Consider the following 19,231-nt stretch of genomic DNA (forward strand, 5'->3'; position numbering starts at 1 on the left):
GAACGACGCCGACATCTCGCGCCGGTTCACCGAACTCGCCCGCGCCAAGTGGGACGTCCATCTCGACGCCGGCGAGACGAAAACAATGTCGGAGAACGGTCTGCACGGCGTGATTTTGGCGGACGGCACGAAGGTTCTCGGAGACGCCTTTCTCGTAGCGATAGGTCGCGCGCCCAACGGTGACCGACTCGGTCTCGATGCAGCCGGCATCGAACTCGACGACGAGGGCCGAATTGTCGTCGACGAGTTCGGCCGCACCGCTGCCGAGGGAGTGTTCGCGCTCGGCGACGTCTCGTCTCCGTACCAGCTCAAGCACGTCGCAAACCAGGAAGCCCGGGTAGTCCAGCACAACCTGCTGCAGGACGCCTGGCACGGCGACACCTCGGCATTGCGTGCCAACGACTATCGCTTCGTTCCCGCGGCGGTGTTCACCGATCCGCAGATCGCCGAGGTGGGCATGACCGAGGAGCAAGCTCGCGACTCCGGATTGGACATCACGGTCAAGGTGCAGAACTACGGTGACGTCGCCTACGGCTGGGCAATGGAGGACAGCCAAGGACTGTGCAAGATCATCGCCGAGAAGGGCACCGGCAGAATCCTCGGAGCGCACATCATCGGCGCGCAAGCTCCGACGTTGATTCAGCCGCTGATCCAAGCCATGAGCTTCGGATTGTCGGCCCAGGACATGGCCCGTGGGCAGTACTGGATTCACCCGGGACTGCCCGAGGTGGTCGAGAACGCCCTGCTCGGTCTCGATCTGTAGGTTCGACCACCTACCAGGGGCTGGTGCGAAGCACTATTTCGGTGGCCAGCTCGGCCGACGCGTCGGCGGGGATCCTCTCGACCCCGTCGAGCTGGACCACTCGGAAATCCGAGTAGACGAACCGGCCGCTCGCGTCGGCCGATGCCCGGCCGAGCGAGGACCCGACAACCAACGTCGTCGGTAGTTCGACAGGCGGGCAGTCAGCGAGTCGCACGACGCCCTGCTCGTCCGCGATCGCCGGGTGGCAGCGGTTCACCGCAATCAGACTGGCGAAGCGTCCGAAAGTCTTCGCGGCCAGCGTCCACGCCGATTCCGCACCCGCGCCGCTGCCGACGAGGTGTACCCAGGACAGCTTCAACTCGTCGAGAACGGCGAGGATGGCCTCGTCGCTCACGCCGTCGATGTGTTCCAGGGCAACGGTTTTCAGGTCGGAATTGTGCAGCCGCTCGCTGACGGCGTCGTACACGTTCACCGGATCGCCCGAATCGGGAAGCAACAGAACGGCGTGCCGACTGTCCGGGCCCGCGACTCGCACCGAACATTGCCCGCCCGCAGCACTCACATGCGTGAATTCCATGAGCACGACGGTACTGCCTGTCGTGCGGGTCGAGAAATAGCAGGTCCCCCGACCTACCCACTCGTGACTTTCGTGCTGCAGACCACCGAACCCGGCACGCTCGGCGCGGTTACCGCGGATTTCACGACCGGGATCGACGCATCGGCAGAGTCGGATCGTTCACAGCAAGTGACCGACGATCGTATCGATGCTCGGATCGACGCCATGCTCGATGAGATCGAGCACGGCGTCGACGTCGATGTTGTTCTCCACCAGATCGGCCAGCAGATCCAACTGTTGCTCTCGCAGCGCCGCGACCGACGTAGTGGGTGCCACCACGAATCCGGTACGCCCTGACGTCTCCGCCACCCACGTGAGCAGATGACGCCGGAAGCCATCGGATTCGAGTAGACCGTGCCAGTGGGTTCCCACGACGCCGCCACGCACACTGCCCTCGGCGGTACCCGACGCAGAGATCAACAACGGCCGGTCGCCGCTTCGCACGACGCGACCGTGATGAATCTCGTACCCCGCCACCGCGTCCGAGCCGAACTCGACCGAAAAACCACTCACCTGAGCCAACACCTTGTCCGGCGCGAACTCGATGTCGAGATCGAGCAGACCGAGACCCTCGACACCCCCGACACCGGACTCCACGGTGTCCGAGATGGTTCGGCCCAACATCTGATAGCCACCGCAGATACCGAGAACCGGCCGACCCGAAGTCGCACGCTCGGCGATCGCGTCGGCAAGACCGCTGCGCCGCAACCACTCCAGATCCGACACAGTGGACTTGCTGCCGGGAACAACGACCAGATCCGCATCCTCGAGCCGAGACGGCTCGGTGACCCAGTGCACCGAGACACCGGGCTCGCAGGCCAGCGCCTCGACATCTGTGGTGTTGGAAATTCTCGGCAAACGCACCGCCGCGACCCGCAGCCACTGTGACCCGACCGGCGGACGCGGCCTGCCCACGGGCGCATCGGCAACGGTCCCGAGTGAATCCTCGGCATCCATCCACAGCCCGTCTGCGAACGGCACGACTCCATAGGTCGGCCGTCCGGTCAACGCACGCAACTGGTCGAGTCCTGGTGCCAACAGAGCCGGATCACCCCGGAACTTGTTGATCACGAACCCCGCAACGAGCGCCTGATCCTCGGGAGACAGCACCGCCACGGTGCCGAAGAGGTGGGCGAGCACTCCCCCGCGATCGATGTCGCCCACCACGATGACCGGCAGCGACGCCGCAATGGCAAGTCCCATATTGGCCAAGTCGGTGGCGCGCAGATTGATCTCGGCGGGCGAGCCCGCACCCTCGCAGATCACCACATCGAACTCTGCACGCAGTGAGGCCAATTCATCGGCCACCACCGACCGCAAGGCCTGCCGATGCTCGATGTAGTTGCTCGCGCTGACCTGCGCCACCGCCCGCCCACGCACCACCAACTGCGAGGTCCGGTCGCTGCCCGGCTTGAGCAGCACCGGATTGAAACGCACACTCGGCTCGAGGCCACAAGCTGCCGCCTGCATTGCCTGGGCCCGACCTATTTCACCGCCGTCGAGCGTGACCACCGAATTGTTGGACATGTTCTGCGCTTTGAACGGTGCCACCCGGACGCCCCGTCGCACCAACATCCGGCACAGACCCGCGACCAACACACTCTTGCCCGCATCGGAGGTCGTCCCGGCAACTAGAAGCGCACCAGTCGGACTCACGGGAGAGTGAGAATCTCGCTACCCGTCTCGGTCACCACGAGCGTGTGCTCGAACTGCGCGGTCCATTTCCGATCGTGGGTGACCACGGTCCAGCCGTCGTCCCACATCTCGGCGTTGATCGTGCCGAGGTTGATCATCGGTTCGATGGTGAACGTCATGCCTGGCTCGATGATCGTGTCCACCGACGGCTGGTCGTAATGCAGAACGACGAGGCCGTTGTGGAAGGTGGTCCCGATTCCGTGCCCGGTGAAATCCTCTACCACCCCATATCCGAACCGATGCGCATACGACTCGATGACGCGACCGACCACGTTCAGTGCACGACCCGGCTTGACCGCCTTGATGGCACGCATGGTGGCCTCGTGGGTGCGCTCGACGAGCAGGCGGGCTTCCTCGGAGACGTTGCCGGCCAGGAAGGTTGCATTGGTGTCGCCGTGTACACCATCGATGTACGCGGTGACGTCGATATTGACGATGTCGCCGTCCTCGATCACCGTGGAGTCAGGAATGCCATGGCAGATGACCTCGTTCAGCGAGGTGCAGCACGATTTGGGGAAGCCCCTGTAGCCCAACGTCGATGGATATGCGCCGTGATCGATCATGTACTCGTGAGCGATCCGGTCGAGTTCGTCGGTGGTCACCCCGGGAGCCACCGCCCGGCCCGCTTCCTGCAGTGCTCGGGCCGCGATCTTCGACGCCAGACGCATCTTCTCGATCACTTCGGGAGTCTGAACCCAGGGTTCACTGCCCTCGGCAACCGTCGACTTCCACGCATATTCGGGCCGCTCGATCGACTTCGGCACCTCGAGCACGGGCGATACGACGCCTGGTACGAGTGGCTGACGGGGCTTGCTCTCGGCGGTCACAGACATGCACACCAGCGTAGTCGGCCTGCGATCGTCCCCACGACGCAGCGCAGGTGTGCCCCAGGCAGTCGAATCGCCGACGACCCAACCGGATATGATCTGGGTCACGTTCACTGCTGCTGCACCCGCCCCGAGGAAGGACGTACCGTGGCCCACTCCAATCTGCTACGACCTCGTGACGGCGATGCCCTGCGAGCCGAACTGCGCCAGGCGGCAGCGACATCCGACGTCCCGGTCGTATTCGGCGGCGAGGTCTCTTCGGACACCCTGTATCTGAGCGAATTCCACGGCACCAGAACCCGCGGACTCGACGGTCTTGCCATCGCGCCCAGGTCAGGTCTCGGTGGGCGGGTCATGGAGCAGCGCAGACCGGCCGCCGTGAGTGATTACGGTTCATCGATGTCGATCACTCATCACTTCGATCGACCGGTGCTCGGCGAGGGCCTCAAGTCGATTCTCGCGGTGCCGGTGGTCGTCGCCGGAGTCGCCCGAATGGTGATGTATGCGGCGGTACGCGAGCGCGGACCTCTCGGCGATCGCGTCGGCGACGTCATGACGTCTGCCGCACGACGGCTCGGCCACGAAATCGCCGTGCGCGACGAGGTCGACCGCCGGGTCCGCTTGCTGGAGACCACCCGATCGATCGGCGATTCCGACGCCTCACGCGCGGCCGAATTGCGCAGCGTTCACGAGGAACTGGCCGATCTCGCCCGGTCGGTGGGTGACGGCAAGATCCGGCGCAGACTCGACGCGATCGCAGCACGAGTGGCGGCATCACTCGGCCCGGCCGCGTCGCCGCCCGCCGAGACACGCATCGACGCCGCCGTGTGCAGGTCGCTGACACCACGCGAAATCGACGTGATCTCCCAGGTCGCTCTCGGCTGCACCAACATCGAGGTGGGTCGTCGATTGTCGATCGGAGCCGAAACGGTCAAGTCGTACCTGCGTAGCGTGATGCGCAAAACCGATTCGCATACCCGATACGAAGCAGTCATGGCTTGTCGTCGGCTGGGCGTACTGCCCTCCTGAGCCACGCGGTTCTCCACGAGGACCTATGGCGCGTCGGTGTCAGTACCCCGGCGGCAATTGCTCGAACATTTCCCGGGTCACCGCGACCGCGTTGTCCGAGCTACCTCCGCGCACCACGAGGGTGGCGAACGCGATGTCACCTCGATAACCGACGAACCACGAGTGCGAGCCGCCCTCGACCTCGGCCTCGCCGGTCTTTCCGTAGACCTCTCCCTGATCTGCGATGCGCTCGGCGGTACCGCTGGTCACCACCGACCGCATCATCCCGCGTAGGCCGTCGACCATCGCCGGCTCGATCGGCGGGTGGTCGCCGGTGATCACGGTGTCGCGACCTACGAGCAGATTCGGTACCGGAGTCGAACCATGAGCGACTGTGGCAGCGGCAAGGGCCATACCGAAGGTCGAGACCACCACCTTGCCCTGCCCGAAGCCGTCCTCGGTGCGCTGAACCAGTTCTTCGGCCGGGGGCACCGAACCCGAGTCGGTCGGCAGTCCGACGACGTCGTAGTCCGGGCCGACGCCGAACTGAGATGCCGCCACGGTCAGCGCGTCGGCCGACATCTCGCTGGCGAGCTTCGCGAACGAGGTGTTGCACGATCGGGTGAACGCCGTGGTCATCGTCACGTCACCGAGGGAGAACTCGTTGTAATTGGGAACGCTGCGCTCGCCGATCACGATGCGACCCGGACACGGGACGGTACTGCCCGGGGTTGCCAGTCCACTCGAGATAGCAGCGCCGGCGGTGATGATCTTGAACGTCGATCCGGGCGGGTAGAGGCCGGCGGACGCAACAGGTCCGTCCCTATCGGCGGCCGGATTCTGCGCCACTGCAAGGATGGCGCCGGTCGACGGTTGGATGACCACCGTCATCGCCTGCTCGGTGCGAGCATTCACCGCTCGCTGCGCCGCGACCTGGACGTTGCGATCGAGACTGATCGAGAACGACGGCACAGGCTCGGGCGGCGTGTCGGTGAGGACGTCGATGTCGATGCCGTTGCGGTTGGTGGTCACCACGCTCCAGCCCGCCTTGCCGTCGACCTCGTCGATGACGGCCTTCTTGACCTGACCGACCAGGTCCGGCGCAAACGTCGGATCGGTGGACAACAGATCCGATTCGTCGGACGCGGTGACACCGGGAATCTCTGCGAGTGCAGGCGAGATGGGTTGAAAGTCGCTGTCGCGCAACAGCGCGACAGGATAGTCGCCGTCGACCGAGGTGGCCGACTCCACGATCGACTGTGCCGTGATCGACGCATCGAACGGAGTGAGCAACGACGACAGCGCCGTCGCCGAGACGACCACATTGTTCGCATCGGCCGCGTCGAACTTGATTCGGTGCACGACGCCGGGAACCAGCACATCGGTCCCCGACCGCTCGTTCACCCGTGCACGCGGAGCTGCCGTCGAGCGGAGCGACATCGTTTGCGTGTCGCCGAGCTCGGGATGGATGTCCGATGCCGACCAGCGCACCACCCACTCACCCTCGGTGCGGCCCATATTCAGTTGTCCGTCGTAGGTCCACACCCGATCCTTCGGCAGCTGCCACCGATAGGTGTAGCCGACTGTGGCGGTGTCGCCGTCGACCTGCACCGAGGTCGTTTCTGCGTTCAGGGCTTCGGCCTGGAGATTGGTCCACGTGTCGGTCAGTGCAGCCGTCGCCGCATCGGGTCTGTCGGTGTCCGCAGCCGCGGCCGCGATATCGTTGGATTCGAATGCGGCAAGAAAGGCCTGGGCGGCCGGTTCCGGGCCGTCGGGCTTCGGGGTACACCCGGCGAGGGTCGCAACAACGACGACTCCGGTCACCAGCACCGCGCCGACTCGATACCGCATCTCGCTTGCACCCCGTGATCTCATTGTGCCCCATCGTAATAGGGCACCGCCTACACCGGCGTCAACGAATCGCGGTTCGCACCAAGCTCATCGAGCTCGTTCTCGCTAATCGAGAAGGACCGTGGTGAAGGTTGCCACCTGCGTCAGGCCGATCTTCGCGTACGCCCGCCGAGCGACGTAGTTGAAGCTGTTGACGTACAGACTGGCGGTTCGCCCCTGACGAATCACCGAGTTCACCACTGTCGCCGTGCCGGACGCGCCCAACCCATGACCCCGCAGATCGGGGTGAACCCACACTCCCTGAATCTGGCCGACCGAAGCCGACTGTGACCCGATCTCGGCTTTGAACACCACCCGACCGTCCTCGAATCGAGCCCACGCGCGCTGCGCAGCAATGAGACTCGCAATTCGGCGTCGATAACCCCGGCCGCCGTCGTTCACACGGGGGTCGACTCCGACCTCCTCGATGAACATGGCCACAGCGGCGGTGAGATACACGTCTAGCTCTTCGGGCCGCACGAGACGGACCTGTGGATCGGGCGGGAAAGTCGAGCGAACCGACGTCGCCAGCAGTGGTTGCTCTCCGCGCACCTCGCGGGCGGGGCCCCAGTCGGTCTCGAGCATCTCCCACAGCGGAAGTGTCAGCTCGGCACGCCCCACCAGCGAGGAGCACAGTCGCGGGCCGCGGCATGCGCGATCGGCAAACGACCGGAGATCGTCACCGGACCCGAGCAACGGGACAAGATTTGCCCCGGAGAAGCACAACGACTCGTCCGGGCCGCCCCTGCTCCACATCTCACCGTGAAAGGTCCGCGGGTCGAGTCCGGATTCCTGCACCCGAGCGGCAACCATGCAGGTTGCGACCGGGTCTGCGTCGAGGACTCGGAGCACGTGTGCGGCATCCCGATTACCGAGGGGCTTCGCACCGAGGAGCTTGAGCACCTACCGACCTCCTGACCCACCTACCGCATCCGCCCCGACCGAGCGTGTACCGAATCATTCCAGAGAACTTGTCGTATCGGTGGCAGAGCGGCAAACCGGACACCGACCCGATCGACTCTACTCAGCTGACGGTCACTACCGGAGCGCCACCGTCTGCGGCTTCATCCTTCTCGAATTCCTCGGCGATGCGCATCGCCTCCTCGATCAAGGTCTCCACGATCTGCGCCTCGGGCACCGTCTTGATGACCTTGCCTTTGACGAAGATCTGACCCTTGCCGTTGCCCGACGCCACACCCAGGTCGGCGTCACGTGCCTCACCCGGCCCGTTGACGACACATCCCATGACGGCAACGCGCAGCGGAATTTCCATGCCTTCGAGGCCGGCGGTGACCTCGTCGGCGAGGGTGTAGACGTCGACCTGCGCACGCCCACACGACGGGCACGAGACGATCTCGAGCTTGCGCGGCCGGAGATTGAGGGACTGCAGAATCTGGTTGCCCACCTTGATCTCCTCGGCGGGCGGTGCCGACAGCGAGACGCGGATGGTGTCGCCGATTCCACGAGAAAGCAACGCCCCGAACGCGACGGAGGACTTGATGGTGCCCTGGAATGCCGGGCCGGCCTCGGTGACGCCGAGGTGCAGCGGGTAGTCGCACTGCGCAGCAAGCTGCTCGTACGCGGCGACCATGACGACCGGGTCGTTGTGCTTGACGGAGATCTTGATATCTCCGAACCCGTGCTCCTCGAACAGCCCCGCCTCCCACAGCGCCGATTCGACGAGCGCCTCGGGGGTGGCCTTGCCGTACTTCTTCATCAGGCGAGGATCGAGCGACCCTGCGTTGACGCCGATGCGGATCGGGATGTTCGCGTCGCCGGCAGCCTTGGCGACTTCCTTGACGCGGCCGTCGAATTCCTTGATGTTGCCCGGATTGACGCGTACCGCGGCGCAACCGGCATCGATCGCGGCGAAGATGTACTTGGGCTGGAAGTGGATGTCTGCGATCACTGGGATCTGACTCTTCCTGGCGATGATCGACAGCGCATCCGCGTCATCCTGTGTGGGGCATGCCACACGCACGATGTCGCAACCCGATGCCGTCAGCTCGGCGATCTGCTGCAGCGTCGCGTTGATGTCGTGAGTTTTGGTGGTTGTCATCGACTGCACCGAAATAGGGCTGTCGCTACCCACTCCTACCGACCCGACCTGGAGTTGCCGAGTCTTACGACGAGGAGCGAGTACGGGTACCGGCGGTGCAGGCATTCCCAATCCGACTGACACGGTCACAGTGGCCTTCTTTCCTAGCTACGACAAACGAGTCTACGGATAGATCTGGATCGGGTTGACGATGTCCGCCGTGAGTGTCAGCAAGGAGAACCCGATGAAAACGATGATGACCACGTAGGTGACCGGCATGAGCTTCATGTAGTTTACCGGCGCACCGTCGGGCAAGCCGCGCCGGTTGCGGAAGATGTTGCGGATCCGCTCGTAGATCGTCACGGCAATGTGGCCGCCGTCGAGCGGCAGCAGCGGCACGATGTTGAACGCGCCGAGGAAGAAATTCAGCGACGCCAGCAGTCCCACGAAGGTCACCAAGTCGTCCCGCTCCACTGCTTGGCCGCCGATGACGCTGGCACCGACGACGCTCATGGGCGTGTCGAGTCCGCGCTCGCCGCCGAAGATCGACTCCCACAGAGCCTGGACCTTCGTCGGCAACTGCACGAGAGCCTTGCCGGTCTGGACGAAGATGTCTCCGGTGAACGCAAACGTCTCGGGCACCGCCTCGATCGGGTTGTACCGAATGCGCGGTGGAACAATCGTGGAGCCGCTGGCACCGACCGCGCCGACCATCGTGGATTCCTTGGCTCCGGTGTTCGGATCTTCGACGTATCGCTGTACCTGAGTGATCGGAATCGTCAGATCGATCGACGCTCCGTCACGCTCGACCGTCAGGTCGACCGACCCCGAGGACTCTCGGACAGCGTCGACAACATCGCCCCAGTATTGCGTCGGCTCACCGTTCACTGCGGTGACGACATCTCCGGCTCGCAGGCCGGCCTCGGCAGCGGGACTGGTTCCCGAGCACGGTGCGTACTGGCCGTCCTCGGTCTGCGACGGAGCGATGCACACCACGTCGCTGACCAGCACGGTCGGCGGCGTCACCCGATCGGGCGTGCCCCAACCGAGCACCAGCGTGTAGACCAGCACGATGCCGAGCACGAAGTTCATGGCGATACCGCCGACCATGACGACGATGCGCTTCCACGTCTTCTGGCGGTACATCGCCCGCTCGACCTCGTCGGGGGCAAGCTCGTCGATCGCCGTCATTCCGGCGATGTCGCAGAATCCGCCGGCCGGAATTGCCTTGAGCCCGTATTCGGTCTCGCCGCGCCGGAAGGAGAAGATCTTGGGGCCGAAGCCGATGTAGTACCGACGGACCTTCATGCCGAGCGCTTTCGCGGCCCACATGTGTCCTGCCTCGTGCAGTGCGATCGACACACCGATACCGACGGCGAACAGCACTACACCCAGAGCGAACACCATGTGACTCAGAGGCCCTTCTGTTTCAGGAGCTCATGCGCACGTGCGCGAGCCCAGGAATCCGCTGCCAGAACGTCGTCCACGGTAGTCGGCGGTGCCGACCAGTCGGCGCTGCCGTCGTCGACCACCGCGCGGACCGTGTGCACGATCTGCGGAAACCCGATGCGCCCGGCCAGGAACGCCTCGGCCGCGATCTCGTTGGACGCGTTGTACACCGCCGTCATACATCCGCCCAGGATTCCTGCCTCGCGGGCCAATTGCACGGCAGGAAACACTCGATCGTCCAGCGGCTCGAAATCCCAGGAGAAGGCCGTGGTGAAGTCGAGTGCGCGCGCAACATCGGGCACGCGATCAGGCCAGCCGAGCGCCAATCCGATCGGCAGCTTCATGTCCGGAGGACTGGCCTGGGCGATAGTCGATCCGTCCACGAACGTCACCATCGAATGCACGATGGACTGCCGATGCACGGTGACGTCGATCTTCTCGTACGGCACCGCGAAGAGCAGATGCGCTTCGATCAATTCGAGGCCCTTGTTGACCAGCGTCGCCGAATTCAGCGTGTTCATCGGACCCATCGACCACGTGGGATGCGCCGCAGCCTGTTCCGGAGTGACCGACTTCAGTTCCGTCTCGCTCCACCCCCGGAACGGCCCACCCGAGGCCGTCAGGATCAATCGGTCGACCTCACTGCGGTGACCGCTGCGCAGGCACTGCGCCAGTGCCGAGTGTTCGGAGTCGACCGGCACTATCTGCCCGGGCGCGGCAGCAGCAAGAACGAGTTCGCCGCCCGCCACCAGCGATTCCTTGTTCGCCAATGCGAGCCGAGCGCCGGTCTTCAGAGCTGCCAGAGTCGGTTCGAGACCGAGCGAACCCACCAGTGCATTGAGCACCACGTCGGCCGGCGTCGACTCGACCAGCTCGGTCACCGCCCGCGGACCGGTCAGCACCCCGGGAAAGTCGAGCTCGGCAGCAGCGTCGGAGTTGGCCACGGCGACCCGCCGGACGCCCGTCTCGGCAATCTGACGTCGGAGCAGGTCGATGTTCGCCCCGCCTGCCGCGAGACCGACCACGACGAAACGGTCGGGGTCGGCTGCGATGACGTCGAGCGCTTGGGTCCCGATAGAGCCGGTGCTCCCCAGCAGCAGCACGCGAATCGGCTCGGGACGATCCGAGATGGTCGTTCGCTCACGTTGGTCTGGCACCGGTCCATTGTTGCCTACCGAGTCTGAGAAACCCCTATGCGCCGACAGTTGCTGGCACGCTGGAGGCCATGGACGTCTCGAAGTACCGCACGGCATCGTTCAACTACGCCGACGCGGGAGCGACGAAAGGCAAGTTTCCCAGCGGATATCACCACCTCACGAGATCGCGGACGATCGGGTCCGGACTCGAAGATTTCGAGGCCGCAGCCGATGCACTGATGCAGTGGGACATGCATCGGGGTGCCGGTCTGAAAGTTCGTTCCGATGCCGCCACCGCCGTGCCCGACGCAGTGGTGGTTCTCACCCTCGGCCCGATTCGAATACCGTGCCGGGTGGTCTACGTCATCGACGAGGCCAACCGCCAGGGCTTTGCCTACGGGACCCTCGACGGCCATCCCGAAGCCGGAGAGGAACTGTTCCACATCGACTACTCCCCTACCGACGAAACCGTCACCGCACACATTTCGGCGTTCTCGCGGCCGGGCCGCTGGTACACCAGGCTGGCCGGCCCGGTAGGTCGGCGGGGGCAGGCATTGGCCACCGACCGGTACTTCGCTGCGTTGGAGAAAGCCTGCCCGTCCGCTCGCTGAGTCAGGAGCCGGGAGGGTGTACGGCGCGCCAGTGCTCGGCGATGTCGATACGCTTTGCGACCCATACCTTCTCGTGCGACTGCACATGATCGAGAAAACGTTCGAGCGCCGCGACACGGGCCGGCCTGCCGACGAGCCTGCAATGCAGTCCGACCGAGAGCATCTTGGGGCTGCCGTTCTCGCCCTCGGCATAGAGCACGTCGAACGCGTCCCGTAGATGCGCGTAGAACTCTTCGCCGGTCGAGAATCCTCCCGGCGATGCGAAGCGCATGTCGTTGGTGTCCAGGGTGTACGGCACCACCAGGTGATCGACGCTCTCACTGCCCCGAGACACCTTCTCCCAGTACGGCAGATCGTCTGCGTAGGAGTCGGAGTCGTATACGAACCCGCCGTGCTCGACGACGAGCGACCGAGTGTTCGGTGAGTCGCGGCCGGTGTACCACCCCTGTGGAGCCGAGCCGGTCAGATCCTTCAGGATTGCCACCGCCTCGGCCATGTGCTCGCGCTCGACGTTCTCGTCGATCTGCTGATAGGACAGCCACCGCAGTCCGTGGCACGCGATCTCGTGGCCCAGCTCTGCCAGTGCGGCAACCACTTCCGGGTTCCGCTCCATGGCCTTGGCGACGGCGAACACCGTCAGCGGCAGATCTCGCTTCTCGAATGCCCGCAGTACCCGCCAGACGCCTGCCCGCGAGCCGTACTCGTACAGCGACTCCATACTCATGTGACGGTTCGGAAACGCTTGCGCCCCGATCATTTCCGACAGAAACGTCTCGGACTTGGTGTCGCCGTCGAGGACGTTGTTCTCGGCGCCCTCCTCGTAGTTGAGGACGAATTGGACAGCGATGTTCGCCTCACCGGGCCACTGGGCGTGCGGAGGTGTGCGGCCGTACCCGACCATGTCACGGGGGTAACTCAACGGAAACTGGGTCAGCGGATGCGGCAGGCGCTCGGACGTCACCGATGCAGTGTCTCACCGAAGTCGATATCCGCGCCTGGTGAATACAACCCTGATGGCTACGACGGGCGGTCGTATGCCAATATTGACCGAACGCGGCAGTCTCGACGCCTCGTGCAGACGACTACGAGAACTCATCACCCGAGAGGACCGACCGGTGGCAAATACCGAACTGGAATCCGCTTCGTACGACCCGGTCGTCGATACCCGCAACGAGGTGCCGGAAGTGCCGTCCGACGCGTGGGGGTGGAGCGGCGAATCCAACAAGGCCATGCGTGTGGCCGCCATCGTCGTCGCGGCATTCCTGCTCTTGATGATCATCGGCAACCACACCGGCAAGGTCGAGGATCTCTGGCTGATCGGCTTTGCCGTGGTACTGGTCGGCTTGGTCGTCCGTGACGTGATCGTCCGACGCAAGCCTCGCTAGTGCGGCGCGCCTGAAGTAGTTGGGCGGTTTTGTTTGGTTGAATTACTCATGCGCGCCGCACCGTTGTTGATCGCCGATTCCGACCGTGCCCAGCTCGAGAAGTGGGTGCGATCGACGACGACAAAGGCCGGGTTGGTCCAGCGCGCGAGGATCGTTCTGCTGGCCGCCGATGGCGTGGCGCATGCGGAGATCGCGCGACGGTTCTCGATTTCGCGTCAGACGGTGATCAATTGGCGTGCCCGGTACGAACAGTTCGGGGTCGACGGGCTCTTCGACGAAGAGCGATCGGGCCGCCCCCGCACCCTCGATCGCGAGAATCTGATCTCGGTGACGTTGACGCCCCCACCGGCGAAGTACGGCGTCACGCATTGGAGTTCGAGATTGCTCGCCGACCACTTGAAGATCGGGCACGCCACCGTCGCGCGGGTGTGGCGCGAACACGGCGTTCAGCCATGGCGCAGCGAGACATTCAAGTTCTCGACCGATCCTGAGTTGGTCGCAAAAGTCACCGATATCGTCGGCCTCTATCTCGAACCGCCGGAGAACGCGATCGTGTTGTGCGTGGATGAAAAGTCGCAGATTCAGGCGTTGGACCGCACCGCACCGACGTTGCCGATGCAGATCGGGATACCCGAACGACAGACCCACGACTACGTCCGCAACGGCACGACGACACTGTTCGCGGCACTCGAGGTGGCGACCGGCAAGGTCACCGGAATTTGTAAACCGCGTCACCGTCACCAGGAATTTCTGGTGTTCCTCAAACATGTCGCGCGGGCCTACCCGGATCAGGAACTTCACCTGGTGATGGACAACTACGCCACGCACAAGAAGCAGGAGGTACGAGATTGGCTCGCCGATAATCCGCGTATCACAGTACATTTCACACCCACCTCGGCGTCGTGGATGAATCTCGTGGAGGTCTGGTTCGGGATCATCGAACGCCAAGCGATCCACCGCGGAACCTTCCGCAACGTCCGCGACCTCACCGCCAAGATCCGCGCGTTCATCAACGGCTGGAACCCACGCGCTCAGCCGTTCGTCTGGACCAAAACTGCGGAGCAGATCCTCAAGAAGGCCAACCGCCCAACAACTTCAAACGCGGACCACTAGTAGCCGATCAGTTCTCGGCGGCGAGCTGACCGCACGCCGCCGCAATCTCTTGGCCGCGGGTATCGCGCACAGTGCACGTCACACCCTGGGCAATCACCCGCCGGACGAATTCTCGCTCCACCGGCTTCGGGCTGGCATCCCATTCGCTGCCCGGAGTCGGGTTGAGCGGAATCAGATTCACGTGTACCCGGGACCCGAGAGCTTTGCGTAGCTTCTTGCCCAACATGTCCGCTCGCCACGGCTGATCGTTGACGTCTCGGATCATCGCGTACTCGATCGAGACGCGACGACCGGTCTGATCGGCGTAGTACCGAGCCGCCGACAGCACCTCCGCCACCGACCACCGGTTGTTGACCGGAACCAGCGTGTCGCGCAGCTCGTCGTCGGGCGTGTGCAACGACACCGCCAGCGTCACCGACAGTCCTTCGTCGGCCAACTTGCGAATGGCCGGTGCCAAACCGACCGTCGACACCGTCACCGAACGCTGGGACAGGCCGAGCCCGTCGGGTGCAGGCGAGACGATTTTGCGCACTGCGGAGACGACGCGCTTGTAGTTCGCCAAGGGCTCGCCCATCCCCATGAACACCACGTTCGACAGGCGGCCCTCGCCGCCGGGCACAACACCGTCACGCATGTCCGCCGCGGCCGAACGGACCTGATCGACGATCTCGGCCGTGGACAGGTTCCTCGTCAGGCCCGCCTGACCGGTGGCGCAGAACGGGCAGGCCATTCCGCAGCCGGCTTGGCTCGAAATACACAGCGTCGCCCGGTCCGGGTATCGCATCAGTACGCTCTCGAGCAGCGTCCCGTCGTTGGCCTTCCACAAAGTTTTACGGGTGTCGCCGTCGTCACATGCCAGATGCTTGATAGCGGTCAGCAAGGGGGGAAAGAGATCGGCTCCGACCTTCTCGCGCGCCTCGGCCGGGAGATCTGTCATCTTCGTGGTGTCGGCTTCGAGGCGCGAGTAGTAATGCCGGGCCAACTGGTCGGCACGGAACGCGGGCAGACCGAGCGCCTTCACTGCGTCCCGCAGACCCTCTTTGTCGAGGTCGGCCAGGTGCCGAGAGGGCATGCCTCGACGCGGCGCAGTGAAAACCAATGGGAGGTTCGGCCTCTTCTGCTCGGTCGAGGTGTTCGTTTCGTCGACGGCTTCACTCATGCTCCACCCCGAGTCCTTCCTGACTGCTGCACTTCATGACACCATTGTCCACCCGATTGCCGTGCAGTCCTATTCGCGCCGGTTTTCGACTCCCGCTCGCCGGGTGCACGGGCCGGATATCGCTCACACTCGTGCAGCTTCGCCGTGGACCGGACCGGTGGTCGCAGCCGTGCACTCACCGTTCTGCTCGGGTTCACGGTGCAGAATCTCGACCCGGTGACAATGCCCTGGTCAGTATGGATGGAATTCTCCGATTTCGGCTCGCAGCGAAGGCAGCACGTGGCCCCGGAGTTCGTGAACACTATGTACGGAAGCTGGCTTCGATCGACTGAATCGATAAGGTAGGTGATGCCCGACTTCACCCGAGGAGCATGACGTGACAACTTTCATGGAGACACCAGTGGCATCCGGCGTTGCCCCCGACCGTGCACGTTCGTGGCTTCTGGTGCCCGCCACCAAGCCGGAAACGTTCAGCGACGCCGTGACCTCCGGAGTCGACGCCGTCATTCTCGACATCGAAGACGCCGTAGCCCCCGCCAAGAAGCCCGCTGCGCGTGAGGCGGTCGTGCGGTGGCTCGGCGAAGGCAATTCCGCGTGGGTCCGCATCAACGATGCAACGACTCCGTACTGGGCCGACGACCTCGCTGCCTTGTCGGGCCTCCCCGGCCTGGTGGGCGTCATGCTCGCCAAGACCGAGAGCGGCGGCCAGGTCGAGGCAACAGCGGCCCGCCTGGCACCCGGTACTCCGATTCTGGCGCTGGTGGAATCGGCAATGGGACTCGAAGCAGCGACCGAGATCGCTCGCGCGGACTCGACCTTCCGTCTCGCGTTCGGCAGCGGCGATTTCCGTCGCGACACCGGTATGAGCGACGATCCGCTGGCGATGGCGTACCCCCGTGCGCGTCTGGTCGTGTCCTCGCGCGCAGGACGCCTGCCCGGACCGATCGACGGACCGACGCTGACGGCCAACGAGACCATTCTCGGTCGCGACGCAGCCCTGACCTTGTCGATGGGCATGACGGGCAAGCTGTGCATGCACTCCGAGCAGGCCCCCGTCGTCAACCGCGAGCTCGCCCCGTCACCCAGCGATGTGTCGTGGGCGCGTGAGGTGATCGATGCGCTCGGTGCCGATGGCGCCCACGTCAAGGACGGCAGCGATCTGCCACGACTGGCGAAGGCACTCAAGATCAGCGAGTCGGCCGAGGTCTTCGGAATTTCCGCCGCATCCTGAGAACACGCTCATCCGAGTCGCCTACCCACTCGACGCAGTTCGATCCCCGCCGGCTTCCGCCGTACGTGCATTCGGTACCGCACGTCGAACGAGACGCCGTCGACCGCCCTCATCGCATCACGCGCAACCCGCGGCCCGAACTCGATACCCATCACGTCGCGCAGCACGCGTCTGTCCGGGAACGTCCATCTGGTGTCGATACGCGTGAGATCGAATCCTTGCGCCGAGAAGAACGACTCGACGGCTACCGGGTCGTAATGCGGTAGATCGGCACGCATCCAATCGCCGTACGGCGACGCCGTCGCATCCAGATCCACGACGACCAACGCGCCACCGGGCGCGAGTACGCGCATGGCCTCGACGATCCCCGGTCCGCATCCAGGCCCGAAGAAGTAGGCGGTGCGGGCATGAACGAGGTCGACCGTGCCGTCGGCGACGGGTAGCGAGTCCGCACGTGCGGACATCACCTCGACATTCGACAGACCGGCGACGCGTGTTCTCGCCGATACGGCAAGTGGTTCGTGTGGCTCGATCCCCATGACCCGCTCGGCGTCGGCGGCGAAGACGGGAAGGTGAAATCCGCTTCCGCAGCCGACATCGACGACCGTTTTCGACGCCCAGTCACTCACGGAACGAATTGCGTCGAAGAGGGCACCACCGACGTCCTGAGCACGGTTCTCCGCCTCGTACACATGCGGCCAGTGCCAGATGTTCGGACTGGGAATCACCCCGGAGCGATCGTTGCGCACAGCTGCGAGCAATCAGCTCAGAGCAGCACGGTGAACACGAGCCACGCCACGAATGCCGAGGGCAGCAGCGAATCCAAACGATCCATGATGCCGCCGTGCCCGGGCAGAAGCGTACCCATGTCCTTGATCCGCAGATCACGCTTGACCTGCGACTCGATCAGGTCGCCCAGGGTGCCCGTCACCACCAGCACCACCCCGAGCAGGACTCCGATCATCGAGTTGGCTCCGAGAATGAGCGTGACCGTCAACAGACATCCGATGACGCAGAAAATGAGCGAGCCGGCCAGACCCTCCCACGACTTCTTCGGGCTGATCGCCGGTGCCATCGGGTGTTTACCGAACAGCACTCCCGCGATGTATCCCCCGACGTCAGAACACACCACGCCGATGACGAACACCAGGATGCGGCCCGCGCCGTTGTCCTGGAGCACCATCAGCACTGCGAACGAGGCCAGTAGGGGCAGCCAACATGCCACCAGAACGGTGACGGAGAGTTCTTCGAGGTAATTCTTGGGAGCTGCGTCGAAGCCCTGCCGCAGCAGCAGCCACACCATGCAGATCAGGACGGTGCCCACGGCCGCACTGAGCACTCCGACGGCACCGAAGGGCCAGCCGAGCCAGATCATCGCCTGTCCCCCGAGGAGCAGTGGAATGCGCGGCACCAGCACGCCGCCCTCGCGCAGTCGCTTGGACACCTCGTACGTGGCGACGGCCAACGCGACGGCCACTACACCGATCCATACCAGCGGCACGAACACGAGGACGAGAATCAGGCCGATTCCCAAACTCCCACCGACACCGATTGCGGCGGGAAGATTACGGCCGGCCTTGCCTGCGGACTTCGCTGCAGCGGCCCCGGACGAAGCAGCGGCCCCGGACGAAGCAGCGGGCGTACCGCTGCCCTCCGGCCGATCCGGACCCACCACTGTCGTCAACTCCTCGGAATTCATCGTCTTCTGTCGTGAAAAGCAACTACCTTTCGGAGGTCAGACCTCCATCAGCTCGCCCTCTTTGCGCTTGACGAGGTCGTCCACGGACGCGGTGTACTTCGCAGTGGTCTTGTCGAGCTCGTTCTCCGCACGGACGACATCGTCCTCGCCCGCTTCGCCGTCCTTCTGGATTCGCTTGAGCTCTTCCATCGTCTTGCGACGAACGTTGCGAATGGAGACCTTCGCATCCTCGCCCTTGCCCTTGGCCTGCTTGACGAATTCGCGGCGTCGTTCTTCCGTCAGCTGCGGCACACCGATACGAATCAGGTTTCCGTCGTTGGTGGGATTGACACCGAGATCGGAATTGCGAATTGCGGTTTCGATCGGTCCGAGCTGGCTCGACTCGTACGGCTTGATGACGACCAGGCGAGCCTCGGGGACACTGATGCTCGCCAGCTGAGTGATCGGCGTCAACGCTCCGTAGTACTCGATGACGATGCGAGAGAACATTCCGGGGTTGGCACGTCCGGTACGAATAGAAGACAGATCGTCGCGCGCAACCGATACGGCCTTTTCCATCTTCTCTTCGGCGTCGAAGAGTGCTTCGTCAATCACGGTCTGTCCTCCATCGT

19 protein-coding genes are annotated in these 19,231 nt (G+C 64.2%); 6 read left to right on the forward strand and 13 right to left on the reverse strand.

Going from position 1 to position 19,231, the window contains the following annotated elements; genetic code table 11:
- The coding region (locus tag RHODMAR_RS17890; RefSeq protein ID WP_008717172.1) for an FAD-dependent oxidoreductase at window positions 1–763 on the forward strand (763 nt) is incomplete at its 5' end.
- 10 nt (window positions 764–773) lie between these two features.
- Here RHODMAR_RS17890 and RHODMAR_RS17895 read toward each other — a convergent pair.
- The 3 genes from RHODMAR_RS17895 to map all read right to left on the reverse strand — a co-directional run bounded on the left by RHODMAR_RS17895 (window position 774) and on the right by map (window position 3,907).
- Complete coding sequence (locus RHODMAR_RS17895; protein ID WP_042939775.1) at window positions 774–1,340, reverse strand: hypothetical protein; 567 nt, start codon at window positions 1,338–1,340, stop codon at window positions 774–776.
- 159 nt (window positions 1,341–1,499) lie between these two features.
- Window positions 1,500–3,035: a cobyric acid synthase gene (locus tag RHODMAR_RS17900; protein WP_008717176.1), complete on the reverse strand. Its 1,536-nt coding sequence runs from the start codon at window positions 3,033–3,035 to the stop codon at window positions 1,500–1,502.
- The gene (gene map / locus RHODMAR_RS17905; RefSeq protein ID WP_051048155.1) at window positions 3,032–3,907 is read right to left on the reverse strand and encodes a type I methionyl aminopeptidase; all 876 of its coding nucleotides are present in this window, start codon (window positions 3,905–3,907) and stop codon (window positions 3,032–3,034) included. Before map ends, RHODMAR_RS17900 begins: the two co-directional genes overlap by 4 nt.
- A gap of 141 nt (window positions 3,908–4,048) precedes the next feature.
- Here map and RHODMAR_RS17910 point away from each other — a divergent pair, with 141 nt between their 5' ends.
- A complete protein-coding gene (locus RHODMAR_RS17910) occupies window positions 4,049–4,930 on the forward strand; it encodes a helix-turn-helix transcriptional regulator (RefSeq protein ID WP_008717180.1) in 882 nt (293 codons plus the stop codon).
- Window positions 4,931–4,969: 39 nt separating this feature from the next.
- Here RHODMAR_RS17910 and RHODMAR_RS17915 read toward each other — a convergent pair whose 3' ends face one another.
- The 5 genes from RHODMAR_RS17915 to dxr form a co-directional block, all read right to left on the reverse strand.
- Window positions 4,970–6,760: a penicillin-binding transpeptidase domain-containing protein gene (locus tag RHODMAR_RS17915; RefSeq protein WP_008717182.1), complete on the reverse strand. Its 1,791-nt coding sequence runs from the start codon at window positions 6,758–6,760 to the stop codon at window positions 4,970–4,972.
- Between the two features lie 105 nt (window positions 6,761–6,865).
- Entirely contained in the window at window positions 6,866–7,702 is an 837-nt protein-coding gene (locus RHODMAR_RS17920; protein ID WP_008717184.1) for a GNAT family N-acetyltransferase, read from the reverse strand.
- A 121-nt stretch (window positions 7,703–7,823) separates the two neighbouring features.
- A complete protein-coding gene (ispG, locus tag RHODMAR_RS17925; RefSeq protein ID WP_008717185.1) occupies window positions 7,824–8,987 on the reverse strand; it encodes a flavodoxin-dependent (E)-4-hydroxy-3-methylbut-2-enyl-diphosphate synthase in 1,164 nt (387 codons plus the stop codon).
- A gap of 33 nt (window positions 8,988–9,020) precedes the next feature.
- Window positions 9,021–10,244 (reverse strand): M50 family metallopeptidase, encoded by a 1,224-nt coding sequence (locus tag RHODMAR_RS17930; protein ID WP_008717195.1) that lies wholly within the window; start codon window positions 10,242–10,244, stop codon window positions 9,021–9,023.
- Window positions 10,245–10,249: 5 nt separating this feature from the next.
- Window positions 10,250–11,443 (reverse strand): 1-deoxy-D-xylulose-5-phosphate reductoisomerase, encoded by a 1,194-nt coding sequence (gene dxr, locus RHODMAR_RS17935; RefSeq protein WP_008717197.1) that lies wholly within the window; start codon window positions 11,441–11,443, stop codon window positions 10,250–10,252.
- Window positions 11,444–11,511: 68 nt separating this feature from the next.
- Between dxr and RHODMAR_RS17940 the strand changes: the two genes are divergently transcribed.
- Window positions 11,512–12,033, forward strand: coding sequence for a DUF1990 family protein (locus tag RHODMAR_RS17940; protein ID WP_008717199.1), 522 nt, complete (start codon window positions 11,512–11,514; stop codon window positions 12,031–12,033).
- A 1-nt stretch (window position 12,034) separates the two neighbouring features.
- On the opposite strand, the gene puuE is transcribed toward RHODMAR_RS17940, so the two are convergent.
- Entirely contained in the window at window positions 12,035–12,934 is a 900-nt protein-coding gene (gene puuE / locus RHODMAR_RS17945) for an allantoinase PuuE (RefSeq protein WP_042939796.1), read from the reverse strand.
- A gap of 214 nt (window positions 12,935–13,148) precedes the next feature.
- Here puuE and RHODMAR_RS17950 point away from each other — a divergent pair, with 214 nt between their 5' ends.
- Both RHODMAR_RS17950 and RHODMAR_RS17955 read left to right on the forward strand, forming a co-directional pair.
- On the forward strand, window positions 13,149–13,418 hold the full coding sequence (locus RHODMAR_RS17950) for a DUF2631 domain-containing protein (protein WP_008717203.1): 270 nt from the start codon (window positions 13,149–13,151) through the stop codon (window positions 13,416–13,418).
- A 48-nt stretch (window positions 13,419–13,466) separates the two neighbouring features.
- On the forward strand, window positions 13,467–14,531 hold the full coding sequence (locus tag RHODMAR_RS17955; RefSeq protein WP_042939776.1) for an IS630 family transposase: 1,065 nt from the start codon (window positions 13,467–13,469) through the stop codon (window positions 14,529–14,531).
- Between the two features lie 7 nt (window positions 14,532–14,538).
- On the opposite strand, the gene rlmN is transcribed toward RHODMAR_RS17955, so the two are convergent.
- Window positions 14,539–15,690, reverse strand: coding sequence for a 23S rRNA (adenine(2503)-C(2))-methyltransferase RlmN (gene rlmN, locus RHODMAR_RS17960; protein ID WP_008717213.1), 1,152 nt, complete (start codon window positions 15,688–15,690; stop codon window positions 14,539–14,541).
- A 388-nt stretch (window positions 15,691–16,078) separates the two neighbouring features.
- Here rlmN and RHODMAR_RS17970 point away from each other — a divergent pair, with 388 nt between their 5' ends.
- Window positions 16,079–16,921 (forward strand): HpcH/HpaI aldolase/citrate lyase family protein, encoded by an 843-nt coding sequence (locus RHODMAR_RS17970; RefSeq protein ID WP_042939779.1) that lies wholly within the window; start codon window positions 16,079–16,081, stop codon window positions 16,919–16,921.
- A gap of 8 nt (window positions 16,922–16,929) precedes the next feature.
- Here RHODMAR_RS17970 and RHODMAR_RS17975 read toward each other — a convergent pair whose 3' ends face one another.
- Genes RHODMAR_RS17975 through frr form a run of 3 tightly spaced genes read right to left on the reverse strand, consistent with a single transcriptional unit; the run spans window position 16,930 to window position 19,214 of the window.
- Window positions 16,930–17,649 (reverse strand): methyltransferase domain-containing protein, encoded by a 720-nt coding sequence (locus RHODMAR_RS17975; protein WP_198289474.1) that lies wholly within the window; start codon window positions 17,647–17,649, stop codon window positions 16,930–16,932.
- A 38-nt stretch (window positions 17,650–17,687) separates the two neighbouring features.
- Window positions 17,688–18,620, reverse strand: a complete 933-nt coding sequence (locus tag RHODMAR_RS17980; protein ID WP_008717216.1) for a phosphatidate cytidylyltransferase — start codon at window positions 18,618–18,620, stop codon at window positions 17,688–17,690.
- Window positions 18,621–18,656: 36 nt separating this feature from the next.
- Window positions 18,657–19,214 carry a ribosome recycling factor gene (gene frr, locus RHODMAR_RS17985; RefSeq protein WP_008717217.1) on the reverse strand — a complete coding sequence of 186 codons (558 nt, stop codon included), beginning with the start codon at window positions 19,212–19,214 and terminating at the stop codon, window positions 18,657–18,659.
- Window positions 19,215–19,231 lie beyond the last annotated feature (17 nt).

Origin of the sequence: Rhodococcus sp. AW25M09, assembly GCF_000333955.1 — a bacterium.
In the GTDB taxonomy this organism is placed as follows: Bacteria; Actinomycetota; Actinomycetes; order Mycobacteriales; family Mycobacteriaceae; genus Rhodococcoides.

What these genes read in the sequence shown, in the direction of transcription:
- RHODMAR_RS17980 (WP_008717216.1), bottom strand. Translation starts at nt 18,620, where the DNA reads ATGAATTCCGAGGAGTTGACGACAGTGGTGGGTCCGGATCGGCCGGAG.
- RHODMAR_RS17930 (WP_008717195.1), bottom strand. Translation starts at nt 10,244, where the DNA reads ATGGTGTTCGCTCTGGGTGTAGTGCTGTTCGCCGTCGGTATCGGTGTG.
- RHODMAR_RS17940 (WP_008717199.1), top strand. Translation starts at nt 11,512, where the DNA reads ATGGACGTCTCGAAGTACCGCACGGCATCGTTCAACTACGCCGACGCG.
- map (WP_051048155.1), bottom strand. Translation starts at nt 3,907, where the DNA reads ATGTCTGTGACCGCCGAGAGCAAGCCCCGTCAGCCACTCGTACCAGGC.
- RHODMAR_RS17915 (WP_008717182.1), bottom strand. Translation starts at nt 6,760, where the DNA reads ATGCGGTATCGAGTCGGCGCGGTGCTGGTGACCGGAGTCGTCGTTGTT.
- RHODMAR_RS17955 (WP_042939776.1), top strand. Translation starts at nt 13,467, where the DNA reads ATGCGCGCCGCACCGTTGTTGATCGCCGATTCCGACCGTGCCCAGCTC.
- puuE (WP_042939796.1), bottom strand. Translation starts at nt 12,934, where the DNA reads ATGGTCGGGTACGGCCGCACACCTCCGCACGCCCAGTGGCCCGGTGAG.
- RHODMAR_RS17895 (WP_042939775.1), bottom strand. Translation starts at nt 1,340, where the DNA reads ATGGAATTCACGCATGTGAGTGCTGCGGGCGGGCAATGTTCGGTGCGA.
- RHODMAR_RS17970 (WP_042939779.1), top strand. Translation starts at nt 16,079, where the DNA reads ATGGAGACACCAGTGGCATCCGGCGTTGCCCCCGACCGTGCACGTTCG.
- rlmN (WP_008717213.1), bottom strand. Translation starts at nt 15,690, where the DNA reads ATGAGTGAAGCCGTCGACGAAACGAACACCTCGACCGAGCAGAAGAGG.